Consider the following 13,308-nt stretch of genomic DNA (forward strand, 5'->3'; position numbering starts at 1 on the left):
AGTGAAAATCCTGAGCCGGTTCTGACAGAAGGACATCTCCATGATCGAGCGCCTCAACCCCGGCACCGTGCCGCAACCGGCCTCCGCCTATGTGCAAGCCGTGGCGCATTCCGCCAACGCCCGGCGCCTCGTGATCTCCGGCCAGATCGGCATGACGGCGGACGGGAAACTGCTGGATGGCATGGAGGCGCAACTGCGCCAATGCTGGGCGAACCTGTTTGCAGTGATGAAGGCAGGAGGTTTCGAGAAGCGTCATCTGGTCAAGTCGGTGATCTATGTGACGGCACCCGGGGTGATCGGCCTTTCCCGCAAGCTGCGCGACGAGGCGATGGGCGGCCATACCAGCGCCTCCACCTACGTGCAGGTCGCAGGCCTGGCCTCGCCGGAAATCCTGTGCGAAGTCGAGGGCGAGGCGGTGCTGGAGGACTGAACGAGGCCACACCATCCCGCCCGGAAAGAGGGAGACATTTGCCATGGCGCGACAAGAGGATTTGAAGGCCATTCGCCACGTGGTGACCGAATATCTCAAAGGCATGATCTATGGCCAGCCTGAGCGGCTCCGCAACGCCATGCATCCCTTGTGCATGCAGGCCGGGCACGACAAGGGATTCTATGAGTTCATGCCGCGGGATGAATTCATCGAAGCGATCAAGGCGGAAAAGCCGGAAGCAGACGGGTCTGCCTTCGCATTCGACATCTCGATGATTGATGTCACCGGCGACATTGCATTCGTCAAGGTCACCGACGAATGCTTTGGCACGACATGGACGGATTATCTGACGCTGATCAGGGACAGGGGGCAGTGGCAGATCGTGATGAAGGCATTCTACAATCACGCCTACGACAAGGCCTGAGCGCTTCCGATCTGCTCCCACGACCGGGCGATCACATCTCTTCCGGCAAGCCGGACAGGCGCAAGCCTTCAAGATATCTGTCCAGCAACGGCCCGGCCATGAACCTGAGACTGTCGCGCACGCTGGAAACGCTCATGGCGGGACGCCCGTCGGCAAAGGCGGCGAGTGCCTTGCGCGCGCTCCCCATATCCCCTGCATGGGCCTTGTAGACGGCGAGGTCCCGGAGCGGCCACGACAAGCCGGGGCGCTCATCCAGCACCATCTGCGCATGACGCGCCGCCTCCACCAGATCGCCCATCGAAAAATGTGCCAGGCCGATGCCGACCCGCATGTTGAACGCGAAGGGATCGAGCGGTGAGAGGCGTTCGGCCCGGGCGAAGGCGGCAAGGGCCTTCTCCGGCTCACCCGTGTAGACAAGGCCAAAGCCGCGCCGCATCCACGCCCAGGCATGGTTCTGGTCGAGCTTCAACGCGCGGTCCACAAAGCTGAGGGCGCGGCCGGGATTGCCTTCCAGCAGCATGATGGCCGTGCCCAGTGCCGTGAGGCCCGTGGCGTCGTCCTGCACGGCGGCAGCCGCGCGCTCCAGAAGCGCCAGACCCTTGCGGCGTTCGCCCACGTTATCCTCGGTCCACTGATAGGCAACCTGCTGGGCATGGGCCCACGCACAGAGCGCTGCGGCCAGGCCATACTGCGGATCATGTTCCAGCGCCTTGCCGAGAAGCGCGATGGCCTCCGGATTCTCATGCATGCGGTGGGCCCAGAGATGCGGCAGGGCGCGCATGACGAGATCATAGGCCTCAAGGCTGTCGGGGCGCTTCTTGCGTGCCCGCTCGATTTCCGCCCGCCGCACCGACGGGTAGACAGCACCCGCCACCATCTCGGCGATGCGGTCCTGCAGGTCAAAGAGGTCGGCCGTGGTCCCCTCCTCCTTGCCCGCCCAGATATGCGTGCCCGTATCGGCCTCGATAAGCTGTGCCGTGATGCGCACCCGTTCTCCCGCGCGCCGCACGCTGCCTTCGAGCACGTAGCGCACGCCCAGTTCCTGCCCGATGCGGCGCACATCCGTGTTGGTGCCCTTGTAGGCAAAGGCGGAGTTGCGCGCGATCACAAGGAAATCGCCAACCCGCGACAGGGTGGAGGTCAGTTCCTCCACCACGCCATCGGCGAAATGCACCTGATCGGGATCAGCCGACATGTTGTCGAAGGGCAGCACGGCGAGTGATGGCCGCCGCGACGTGGACGATTGCCCCGCCACCGGCACAAAAGCTTCCCGCGCCGCGGCTTCCTGCACGCGCCAGTCCGGATGCCAGATGTAGAGGCGCACCATCTTGCTGATGTTCTTGAGCGCCTGCGAGCCGATGTCGTCGAAGGAGAGATCGAGCTTGCCGCCCAGGTATTCATGGCTCCATTTGGTGATGCAGATGCCGCCGGGCGGCGCCTTCACCTGCACGCGCACCGTGAGGTTCACGCCCTCGCCGAAACGGTCCTCGCCGTCGACCAGAACATCGGCGAGCACGATGCCGATGCGCAGTTGCAGCGGCTTGCCATTGGGGGCCGTCACTGGCACGCGAAACAATTCATCCTGCAACCGCGCCGCCCAGGCAACCGCCGACACAAGGCTGGTGAATTCGGCCAGCAGGCCATCGCCCATGGTCTTGAAGATCTTGCCCCCGGCCTCCGCCATGCTGGGCGCCATGCGCGCGTGAAAGAGCGTCTGAACAAGCTCAAGGGCCGCGCGCTCGTCGGCCTCGACCATGCGCACGTAACCAACGACGTCAAGCGACAAGATGGGGACGAGCCGTCGCGCTGCTCCCTGCGGCACCTCTGTGGTTCTCCTCACGGCGCAGAATAGCAGGTTGAATCACGCCCGCAATTGCGCAGGCAGCCGATGTGCTATCCGCCGGGAATGCGCGGCATGAGATAGATCTCCGCGCCCGCAGGCAACTCGGTGTCCCACTGATCGCGGTAGATTTTGCCATCGATCGAAACGGCAACGCCGCGCCGGATATGCGCCTCGACGCCCGGATAGGTTTCACTCAACAGGCGGAACAACTCCCGGATGGTGCGCGCCGATGATTGCACAGACTCCGCCCCGCCCACCAACGGCCGCAGCGCTCCCCAGAGATGGACCGTGTGGATGTGATCAGAAGTCATCGTCGCGGGTGGGCTTCATTCCTGCAGGTTAGCACAGCGCCCCCAAAAAACAAAAACGCCGGAAGGACATCCTTCCGGCGTTTCGTTCGGGATGGAATGTCCCGTTACGACTTCTTCGCCTTGAGTGCCTTCAGCACGCGGGGCGGAGACATGGGGATGTGGTTGAGGCGCACGCCCGCTGCATTGGAGATCGCGTTGGCAATGGCGCCGAGCGGCGGCACGATCGAGGTTTCACCCACGCCGCGCACACCATAGGGGTGGTTCGGGTTGGGGATTTCCAGAATCTGCGTGTCGATCATCGGAAGGTCGGAGCACACCGGAATGCGGTAGTCGAGGAAGCCCGGGTTCTGCAGGCGTCCGTCCTTGCCGTAGACATACTCCTCGTTCAGCGCCCAGCCGATGCCCTGTGCGGCACCGCCCTGGTACTGGCCCTCCACGTAGGCGGGATGCATGGCCTTGCCCGCGTCCTGGATGACCGTGTAGCGCTTGATGGTGGTGCGGCCCGTTTCCGGATCGACCTCGGCATCGCAGATGTGCGTGGCGAAGGAAACACCAGCGCCATCGGCAACGATTTCCGAATGCCCCGCCACGGGGCCACCGGTGTTGGCGGCCTGTGCGGCGATGTCCTTGACCGAGAGCGCGGCCTTGTTGCCGTGCTTTTCACCCACGGCGCGGGCTTGGCCATCGACCCATTCCACTTCCTCGACCGGGATTTCCCAGATCTTGGCAGCGCGTTCACGGAGCGTCTGGACCGCCTTGCGCGTGGCATCGACCGCCGCCATGGACGACGAGAAGGTGCCGCGCGAACCGTCGGTCATGTCGTTGTGGCCGAGCGACGAGGTGTCGGCCACGATCACGCGGACCTGCTCGTAGGGAACGCCCAGTTCTTCCGCCACGGCGAGCGCCAGCGAAGCGCGGCTGCCGCCCACGTCCACCGTGCCGACCGCGACCGTCACCGATCCGTCCGGTGTCACGTTGACGTCAACGCAGGTCTGGCCACCGAAGTTGAACCAGAATCCGCAGGCCATGCCGCGGCCCTGGTTGGGGCCGAGCGGTGCCTTCATGTGCGGATGGTTCTTGGCGGCTTCCAGCGTCGGGCCGATGCCGATCGGACCATAGACCGGGCCGTAGGACGACTTGGAGCCTTCCTTGGCCGCGTTCTTGATGCGCAGTTCGACAGGGTCCATGCCGATGGCCTTGGCCACCATGTCCATGGTGCTTTCCACCGCGAAGGCCGCGATGGGCGCCGAGGGCGCGCGATAGGCCGCGCACTTCGGACGGTTGAGAACCACATCCTTCGAAACCGACTTCACGTTCTTGAAGTCGTAGCAGGCCCAGCACGTCATGGCGCCGAATTCGGCCCAGGTGAAGGGGAAGGCGCCGTTCTGGTAGCGCAGTTCGGCAAAGGCGGCGGTGATCGTGCCGTCCTTCTTCACGCCGATCTTGACGTCGATGGACGACGACGAGGTCGGGCCCGTGGCGCGGAACACTTCGTCACGCGTCATCACCAGCTTCACCGGGCGGTTGGCCTTGCGCGACAAGGCGAGCGCAATGGGTTCGCCCCACACGTGCGTCTTGCCGCCAAAGCCGCCGCCGATTTCCGACGACGTGACCCGGAGCTTGTTGATGTCCATGCCGAGAAGCTGGGCGCACTGGTTGCGGTACACGAACGGTCCCTGCGTCGTCACCCACAGTTCGCCCGTGCCATCGGGCGAAACGTTGGCGAGGCAGGCATGCGGCTCGATGTAGCCCTGGTGCGTCTGCTCGGTCTTGTAGGACTTCTCGATGATGATATCGGCGTCCTTGAAACCAGCTTCCACATCGCCATGGCCGTATTCGGCGATCTTGACGAAGTTGGACGGCTTCGTGGGCTTGGGCTCGATGCCGTCGGTGAAGATGTCGTCATGCAGGAGCGGCGCGTTCGGCTTCAGCGCTTCATCCACTTCGGTGACGTGCGGCAAGACCTGGTAGTCGATCTTGATGAGCTTTGCCGCCTGCTTGGCCGTGTGCATGTCCACCGCCGCGATGGCGGCGACGGCATGGCCGTCATAGAGCGCCTTCTTGCGCGCCATGCAGTTTTCAAGAATGTCGCGCATGCCGCGATCGCCGCCGGTGAGGTCCGGCAGGTCGGCGGAGGTGACGATCGCCTTCACGCCCGGCACCTTTTCAGCCTTCGAGGTATCGATCTTCTTGATGAGGGCATGGGCGTGGGGACTGCGGACGACGAGGCCCACGAGTTGCCCCGGTGCGAAGGCATCGGCGCCATACTTGGCGCGGCCCGTCACCTTGTCGATGCCATCGGGACGGCGCACGCGCGTACCGATGACCTTGAAGGGCTTGCGAACGAGTGATGTGTCGAGCGGCATCTGTTATGCTCCCCTCATTTCCTTGGCGGCGGCCTGAACGGCACGCACGATCTTGTCATAACCCGTGCAGCGGCACAGGTTTCCGGCGAGGCCGAAGCGGATTTCCTCTTCGCTCGGATCGGGGTTCTTGCTGAGCAGCGCCTTCGCTGCGATCAGGAAACCCGGCGTGCACACACCGCACTGCAAGGCAGCATGGTCGATGAACTGCTGCTGCAGAGGATGCAGCTTGTCGCCAGTGGCCATGCCTTCGATCGTTTCCAGCGTACGGCCTTCCATTTCCGCGCCGAGGACGAGGCACGAGCAGGTGAGCCGGCCATCCACGATCACCGAACATGCGCCGCAATCTCCCGTGCCGCAGCCTTCCTTGGCACCGGTGAGGCCAAGGCGGTTGCGCAGCACATCGAGCAGCGGTTCATCGGGCTGGCAGGCGTATTCGACCGTGTCGCCGTTGATGGTTGTCTTGACGAGTACGGCCATGATCACTTGCCTCCTGCGCGGGCATACGCGATTTCAGCGGCCCGGCGCGCCATGACGCCAGCCACTTCGGTTCTGAATTCAACGGTGCCGCGCTTGTCGTCGATGGGACGGCAGGCGGCGGATGCGGCGGCGGCGAGCTTGGCCTTGGCAGCATCATCGAGCTTCGAGCCGATGATGGCCTTGGCCGCGTCCTTGACCAGCAGCACGGTGGGGGCGACGGCACCGAGCGCCACGCGCGCCGAGGTGATGACGCCCTTGCCGTCGATTGTCAGATTCACGCCGCAGGAAACGACGGCGATATCCATTTCCGTGCGCGGAATGAAGCGCAGGTAGGCATCGCCCGACTTGGGCTTCTTGGCGGGAAGTTCGATCGCCTCGACGATCTCGCCCTTCTTGAGCACGGTGCGGCCAACGCCGGCCGGCACATCTTCAACGGCGAGCTTGCGCTTGCCCTTCACGCTGGCAAGAACGACCTTGGCCCCGGCGGCAACAAGTGCCGGAACGGCATCGGCGGCAGGCGAGGCATTGCACAGGTTGCCGGCCATGGTGCAGCGGCCCTGCACCTGCTTCGAGCCGATGAGCTGGGCTGCTTCCACAACGCCAGGCCATGCCTTCAGCAAAGCGGCGTTTTCCGACAGCGCGACGTTGGGCGTTGCCGCGCCAATGACAAATCCGCTGGCGGTTTTCTTGATGTCGCGCATGCCCTTGATGCGCTTGATGTCCACCACCAGGTCGGGCTCGACCATGCCAGCCTTCATCTTCACCAGAAGATCGGTTCCACCTGCCAGGACAAAGGCTGTGCCTTTTTCCTTGGCCAAAAGGGCACAGGCCTCTTTTGTCGTTGCCGGAGATTCGTATCGCATCATTCACCTGTTTGGATTGAGAGGTACAGTTTGGTCTATGCGGAGGGGGTAGGTCAACCGTCTGCGACACCACGGTGCGGGCAGGCGGATTCACCATCGTGCAACAGGCTCAGCCGCTCACCGGGGCGCGCGACACATGGAGCTTGACGCCCGCCTTCTCCAGGGCGGTCAGAAGGTCCGGTGGCGGCATCTCATCGCTGTAGAGGCGGTTGATCTCCGAGAAGTCGCAAACCTTGACGAGGGCCGTCTTGCCGAACTTGCTGCTGTCCGAGAGGATGATGCGGCTGTCCGAGCGCGACAGCGCCATGCGCGCCAGTTCCGCTTCCTCGAAGGCCATGTCCATGGGACCGTCGATGGCATGAAGTGCGGCGATTGAAATGAAGGAGTGCCGCACCCTGAAGCGCGAGATGAATTCGACGGCGGGCGGCCCGAAGGCAGCCCCATTGTCGGCCTTCAACTCGCCGCCGGCCATGTAGACACGGTTTCCGTTCACGGTGGCGAGTGTGCGCGCGATGTCCGACGAATTGGTGACGATGGTGAGGCCGCGGCGGCTGCGCAGTTCCTGGGCGAAGATGCTGGTGGTGGTGCCGGTGTCGATGATGAGGCTGTCCCCGTCCTCGACCAGCGCCAGGGCGGCCCTGGCAATGCTGCGCTTCGATTCCGCATTCTCGCGCATGCGCCGCTCGAACGGCGCCTCCCCCACATGATGCGGCAGGGCAAGCGAGCCATGGAGCTTGAGCACGTCGCCCCGCTCTTCCAGTTGCCGGGCATCGCGCCGCACCGTTTCCTCCGAGACGCCGAGCGTCTTGGCCAGTTCGGCCACGCTGAGGGTGCCCTGCTGGGCGATGAGACCCATGATTTGACCGAGTCTGACAGAGATTTTGTGGTTTGCCATCGGCTGAATGTGGTTTTCTGTTGATTTTTCGCAGTCAATGCAACAGTTGAACACGCAAATTGGCGTTAAATCAACAAAAAAATTCATAGTTTCAACAAAGGAATTGACGCCGCAAGCGAAAGCAGTAGCGTCGCATCTGTGCCCGGGCTCCTTGTGAGTTTGGGCATTCTGGGAGCCACCCTCCTCCGGGGGCACCTCACACATCTGAGCACGCCCCCGGTCAGGTGGATGAGGTGGCTGGAGAAATCCAGCGGTGGCTTCCCTGCCATTTCTGCCATCTCCCAATCGCGCAACCTGCAACCCCGGGGGCTTTTTTCTCCCATGCCGTTCCGACCGAAACACCAGAAGCAGCCCCATGGCTGATCTTCCCTCCCACGACATGGCGGATGTGGAACAGGCCGTTCGCGGCCTTTCGCTGTGGCAGGGCATCCGGAGCATGACGCCGCTGAAGGGTGGCGTGAGCAATGCCGCCTTCGTGGTGGATGATGCCACGGGACGTTTCGTGGCCCGTGTCGGCGCCGACTACCCGTTCCACCAGGTCTCCCGCGCCCGTGAAGCCCATGCCCACCGCGCCGCCTTCGAGGCAGGGCTCTCGCCCGAACTCGTCTTCGCCCGCGACGGCGTGATGGTGGTGCGCTTCATCGAAGCCCGCACCTTCGGCGAACCTGACGTGCGCCAGGATTGGCAGCGCTGCCTCGACCTCGTCATGCGTACCCACCGGGACATGGGCCACCGCATCCACGGTCAAGGCGCCATCTTCTGGGTGTTCCAGATCCTGCGCGACTATGCCGAGACGCTGCGCATTGCCCATCACCGCAGTACGCCGCGCCTGCAGGACTGGATGAAGATCACCGATGGCCTCGAAGCCGCCCAGGTGCCGCTGCCTGTGATCTTCGGCCACCACGACCTTCTGCCCACCAACTTCATGGCGGATGACAAGCGCCTCTGGCTCATCGACTGGGAATACGGTGCCTTCGGCACGGCCATGTTCGACCTCGCCAACATTGCCGCCGCCAACAGTTTCGATGCCGCCATGGAAGCGGAGATGCTGCGCGCCTATTTCGGCAAGGCCCCGGACCTTGCCCTCTCTCGTGCCTACTATGCCATGAAGGTGGCCGCCGCTCTGCGCGAGGCCATGTGGGGCATGATTTCCGAACTGTTCCTCGCCGCACCGGGCGTCGATTACGTGGCCTATGCGGCTGAATATGTCGGCCGCTTCGAGGCCATCCACGCCGCCTACAGCAAGGACTTTGCCTGAATGACGACTGCGCTTCCCAGCCATGCCGATGCCGTCGTGATCGGCGGCGGCATCATCGGCTGCTCCACCGCCTATCATCTGGCGCGCGACCACAAGCTGAAGGTGGTGCTGCTCGAACAGAACCGCCTCACCTCCGGCTCCACCTGGCATGCGGCGGGACTGGTGGGCCAGTTGCGCTCTTCGGCGTCGATCACCCAGGTGCTGAAATATTCGGTTGATCTCTACAAGAAGCTGGAAGCCGAAACGGGGCTGCAGACCGGTTGGAAGATGACCGGGTGCCTGCGCCTCGCCACCACGCCCGACCGCTGGACCGAATACAAGCGGCTCGCCACCACGGCCCAGAGCTTCGGCATGGAGATGCATCTCCTCTCTCCCGCCGAGGTGAAAAAGATGTGGCCGCTGATGAAGGTCGATGACCTCGTCGGCGCAAGTTTCCTTCCGACCGACGGACAGGCCTCGCCCTCCGACATCACCCAGGCGCTGGCCAAGGGCGCGCGCATGCACGGTACCACCATCGTCGAGCAGGCGCGTGTCGAAGGCTTCGACATGGCCAACAACCGCATCACCGCCGTGCGCACCACCAAGGGCACCATCACCACAGAGAAAGTCGTCAACTGCGGCGGCATGTGGGCACGGCAGATCGGCGTGATGGCGGGAGTGAATGTCCCGCTGCAACCGGTGAAGCACCAATATGTCGTCACCGAGAAGATTCCCGGCCTCTCGCCGGATGCCGCGACGATCCGAGACCCCGACCTCCTCACCTACTTCAAGGAGGAAGTGGGCGGCCTTGTCTTCGGGGGCTACGAACCTGATCCCATCGCCTGGACCGATGGCGACGTGCCATCGACCTTCGAGTTCCAGTTGTTCGAGGATGACTTCGAGCATTTCGAGCAGCACATGGAAGCGGCCCTGCGCCGCGTGCCGGCGCTGGCCAAGGCCGGCATCAAGCAGATGATCAACGGACCGGAGAGCTTCACGCCCGACGGCAACTTCATCCTCGGCCAGGCGCCGGAATGCGCCAACATGTTTGTGGGCGCAGGCTTCAATGCCTTCGGCATCGCCTCGGGCGGCGGCGCGGGCTGGGTGCTGGCGGACTGGGTGGCGCGCAACGAAGCGCCCATGGACCTGTGGACCGTGGACATCCGCCGCTTCGCAAGCCTTCATGAGGACCGCGGCTTCGTGCGCGAGCGCACGCTGGAGGCCTATGGCAAGCATTACACCATTGCCTACCCCCACGAAGAATATGAGAGCGGGCGGCCCTATCTCGTTTCGCCGCTCTATGAACGGCTGAAGGCGCGTGGCGCCTGCTTCGGTGCGAAGCTCGGCTGGGAACGCCCCAACTGGTTCGCCGACACCGGCCAGGTGGCCCGCGATGAATATGCCATGGGGCGGCAGAACTGGTTCGCCAATGCCGGTGCCGAACACAAGGCCGTGCGCGAACGCGCAGGCCTGTTCGACCAGTCGTCCTTCGCCAAGTTCGAACTGAAGGGCAAGGACGCCACTGCTGCACTGGAATGGATCTGCGCCAACCGCATTTCAAAACCCGTAGGCAGCGTCGTCTACACGCAGATGCTGAACTCGCGCGGCGGGATTGAATGCGACCTGACGGTGACGCGGCTTGCCGATGACCATTACTACGTCGTCACCGGCACGGGCTTCCGCACCCACGACTTCCACTGGATCAAGGACCATGCACCGGACGGCACCGCCTGCAGCCTCAGCGACGTGACCGAAGCCTGGGGCACGCTGGTGCTGATGGGACCCGCGGCCCGCGGCATTCTCTCCGCCGTCACGGCCGATGATATATCCAATGCGGCCTTCCCCTTCGCGCAGGCCCGCGAGATCACGGTGGCCGGCCAGCCCGTTCGGGCGCTCCGCGTCACCTATGTGGGTGAACTGGGGTGGGAGCTTCATGTGCCCGTGACTGGCATTGGCGCGGTATTCGACGCCCTCATGCAGGCGGGTGAACCCCGTGGCCTGGCACTCGCTGGCTACCGCGCGCTGGAATCGCTGCGGCTGGAAAAGGGCTATCGCGCCTGGTCGTCCGACATCACGCCCAACGACACGCCCTTCGAGGCGGGCCTCGGTTGGGCGGTGAAGCTGAAGGGCAATGGCGATTTCCTTGGCCGCAAGGCGCTGGAGGAAAAGGCGGGCCAGCCCCTGAAGAAGATGCTGACCGGCTTCACCACCACGCGCGAAGACATCGTGCTGGTGGGCCGCGAGACCATCCTCCGCAACGGCCAGTTTGCGGGCTACCTCACAAGTGGCGGCTACGGCTACACCGTGGGCCGGCCCATCGGCTTCGGCTATGTGCGCCATCCCGATGGCGTGACGGCGGACTACGTGATGAACGGAAGCTACGAACTCGTCGTCGCCAAGGAAACCGTGAAGGCCGTGCCCCACCTTGGACCGCTGGTCGATCCGGAGAACAAGCGGATCAAGGCATAGCACTCACTTCGCCGCCATGCAGGCCTGGTAGCGTTTCTCCACGCTTTCCGCGAACAGACGGGTGGTCATGCTATGGCGGATTTTGGGGCTTGAGAGCTTGATCACGGGAAGGATGGCGAAGACCGGCTGCCTGCCGGTCTTGCGGGCATAGGCGCCGCGGAACGCCGTGAATGTCCGTGTGCTGACGAAATCGGCGTTCTTCTCGTGTGACAGGTCGTCCCTGATTTCTGCGTCCGTGAGGCCCAGCGCAAGTTTTTTGCTGGCCGCCCGCGCCGCCTTCTCGCTGCTGGTGACGGCAGAGAGGACTTCGCCTGCCTTGCCGTAGCGCAGCAGGTCGCCATCCAATGCCAGGTCAGTCCCCGCCAGCGTAGCGAGCACCTGCTGGAAGGCCGCGTTGCGGCTGGCGTAGCGGCCGGCATTGTAATCCGCGAAACGGTAGATCTTGCGGGCATAGCCCGTCTCGTAGGCCAGCAACTGTGGCACGCCGTAGTAGAGCCCGCCTTGCCGTGTGTAGAGCTGGTCGCGCACCGCATAGACATCATCCAGCATCATCGGCAGCCAGCGCCGCCGCCGCGCCAGGTCGAGTGCGAACTTCACCGAAACCTGCATGGAGCCTGCCGTGTCGATCTCGTTCTTGTCCTCGATGAGGCGATTGAGAAGCCCAAGCTGCACGACTTCCGACAAGCCCGACTTTTGCCCGGCATGGTCGATGAGCGCACGGTAGACGAGATCGAGGTCGCGCTCCGTCCGCGCCGCACGGATGCGGGCCATGAAGCTGGCCTGCGGCGACGGATTGCGTTCGAGCCAGCGCAGCGCCACGCCGCCGGCGACAGGAACCTTGCCGAGCTTCACCCGCAAGGCCTGTTCCGACAACTTGCCAAGGCCCGGCACGGCGGGATCGGCGACGAAGCCCGACTCCTGGTCAACGACGGCAATGACGGCGCAGACATTCTCGCGGCCCGGATCAAGCTGGTGCATGGTGAGCGCGCTGATGAGATCGATGGCCCAGCCTTCGGCGTCACCGACGTTCTTTTCCGCATGCCGGATGAGCCGGGCCGTTTCACCCACGCCCATGCTTCCGGCGGCGGGCGCAGGCCCTCCCCCCAGCAGCAGTGCAATGACAAATAGGAGAAGTCGCCCCGGTTGCATGGTGCCGCACTAACACGAAAATTGTGGTGCAGCCATGTCCGCCACAGCGCTGGCGTCAGAGAAGCGCGAGCCCGCCCTGCCGCTCCACATCCTCTTCAAGACGCAGAATGGCGTCATAGTCCGAGGGCTTTGTTGCGGTGAAGCCGCAGATCATCAGCCTGGCGCGCACATCCGCAAGCTCCGTATCTGCACAGCAGGCCGCCACGGCCTCCTGCCAGCGCCGGGGATCGGCTTCGCGCGTCACGTATGGGAGCCCCGGAACAAGGGGGGACTGCCCGACCACATGCAAATCTTCCAGAAGTTCCGGATGAAAGCGCCGCGCATATTCCACGCACACGGCATCAATGGCGCAGACATCAGCACCGCCCGCTTGCAGCAGGGCGAGAGACTTGAGGTGGCCGCCGGACAGCACCACCCGGCCGAAGAACTGTCCATCGCGCGCGTGCCCGGCGAAGAACGCCTTCAGCGCCAGCATGCCCGACATGGAATCCGGCGTGTTCACCGCCGCCGTGGCATCGCGATAGTCGGCAGGCGGACGCTCGCCGCGCGCAAAGACAAAGCTGCGGTAGCGGAAGCCCTCGCACCCCGGCACGGCAGAATGGGGCGTCCCCACCAGGGTGAGCGCGCCCCGGAAACCGTGGGTGAAGGGATAGCCGCAGGTCTGGCTGAAAACGAGGTCGCTCCGCGCCCATGCACCCATGTAATCCTCAGGGCGCGACAGGGCCACCGCCACACCCGCCCGCCGCGCGATGGCGGCCCACCACGCATCCGTGGCGTCACGGGCTTCGGGAAAGTCATACATCTGCAGGGTTGCGAACATCGGAAACGACATGGCCCGATTTTG

12 protein-coding genes are annotated in these 13,308 nt (G+C 64.0%); 4 read left to right on the top strand and 8 right to left on the bottom strand.

Features of this window, described 5'->3' with window-relative positions; all coding sequences use genetic code 11:
- Positions 1–40: 40 nt before the first annotated feature.
- Both IPM06_03445 and IPM06_03450 read left to right on the top strand, forming a co-directional pair.
- Positions 41–430 carry a RidA family protein gene (locus tag IPM06_03445; protein ID MBK8769469.1) on the top strand — a complete coding sequence of 130 codons (390 nt, stop codon included), beginning with the start codon at positions 41–43 and terminating at the stop codon, positions 428–430.
- A gap of 43 nt (positions 431–473) precedes the next feature.
- The gene (locus IPM06_03450) at positions 474–854 is read left to right on the top strand and encodes a nuclear transport factor 2 family protein (protein MBK8769470.1); all 381 of its coding nucleotides are present in this window, start codon (positions 474–476) and stop codon (positions 852–854) included.
- Between the two features lie 31 nt (positions 855–885).
- Here the strand turns inward: IPM06_03450 and IPM06_03455 are convergent, their stop codons facing one another.
- The 6 genes from IPM06_03455 to IPM06_03480 all read right to left on the bottom strand — a co-directional run bounded on the left by IPM06_03455 (position 886) and on the right by IPM06_03480 (position 7,609).
- Positions 886–2,676 (bottom strand): hypothetical protein, encoded by a 1,791-nt coding sequence (locus IPM06_03455; protein MBK8769471.1) that lies wholly within the window; start codon positions 2,674–2,676, stop codon positions 886–888.
- A gap of 71 nt (positions 2,677–2,747) precedes the next feature.
- On the bottom strand, positions 2,748–2,993 hold the full coding sequence (locus IPM06_03460; protein MBK8769472.1) for a MoaD/ThiS family protein: 246 nt from the start codon (positions 2,991–2,993) through the stop codon (positions 2,748–2,750).
- Between the two features lie 119 nt (positions 2,994–3,112).
- Positions 3,113–5,374 (bottom strand): xanthine dehydrogenase family protein molybdopterin-binding subunit, encoded by a 2,262-nt coding sequence (locus tag IPM06_03465; protein MBK8769473.1) that lies wholly within the window; start codon positions 5,372–5,374, stop codon positions 3,113–3,115.
- A 3-nt stretch (positions 5,375–5,377) separates the two neighbouring features.
- Positions 5,378–5,851: a (2Fe-2S)-binding protein gene (locus tag IPM06_03470; GenBank protein ID MBK8769474.1), complete on the bottom strand. Its 474-nt coding sequence runs from the start codon at positions 5,849–5,851 to the stop codon at positions 5,378–5,380.
- A 2-nt stretch (positions 5,852–5,853) separates the two neighbouring features.
- Complete coding sequence (locus tag IPM06_03475; GenBank protein ID MBK8769475.1) at positions 5,854–6,714, bottom strand: xanthine dehydrogenase family protein subunit M; 861 nt, start codon at positions 6,712–6,714, stop codon at positions 5,854–5,856.
- 109 nt (positions 6,715–6,823) lie between these two features.
- The gene (locus IPM06_03480; protein ID MBK8769476.1) at positions 6,824–7,609 is read right to left on the bottom strand and encodes a DeoR/GlpR transcriptional regulator; all 786 of its coding nucleotides are present in this window, start codon (positions 7,607–7,609) and stop codon (positions 6,824–6,826) included.
- Between the two features lie 379 nt (positions 7,610–7,988).
- Here IPM06_03480 and IPM06_03485 point away from each other — a divergent pair, with 379 nt between their 5' ends.
- Positions 7,989–8,867 carry a phosphotransferase family protein gene (locus IPM06_03485; protein MBK8769477.1) on the top strand — a complete coding sequence of 293 codons (879 nt, stop codon included), beginning with the start codon at positions 7,989–7,991 and terminating at the stop codon, positions 8,865–8,867.
- Positions 8,868–11,315: an FAD-dependent oxidoreductase gene (locus tag IPM06_03490; protein MBK8769478.1), complete on the top strand. Its 2,448-nt coding sequence runs from the start codon at positions 8,868–8,870 to the stop codon at positions 11,313–11,315. It abuts the gene before it with no gap.
- Between the two features lie 3 nt (positions 11,316–11,318).
- On the opposite strand, the gene IPM06_03495 is transcribed toward IPM06_03490, so the two are convergent.
- Both IPM06_03495 and IPM06_03500 read right to left on the bottom strand, forming a co-directional pair.
- On the bottom strand, positions 11,319–12,383 hold the full coding sequence (locus IPM06_03495; GenBank protein ID MBK8769479.1) for a DUF1615 family protein: 1,065 nt from the start codon (positions 12,381–12,383) through the stop codon (positions 11,319–11,321).
- A 136-nt stretch (positions 12,384–12,519) separates the two neighbouring features.
- Positions 12,520–13,284, bottom strand: coding sequence for a PhnD/SsuA/transferrin family substrate-binding protein (locus IPM06_03500; protein MBK8769480.1), 765 nt, complete (start codon positions 13,282–13,284; stop codon positions 12,520–12,522).
- Positions 13,285–13,308: the final 24 nt, after the last annotated feature.

It is taken from the genome of Hyphomicrobiales bacterium, from assembly GCA_016710435.1.
GTDB lineage: Bacteria > Pseudomonadota > Alphaproteobacteria > Rhizobiales > Aestuariivirgaceae > Aestuariivirga.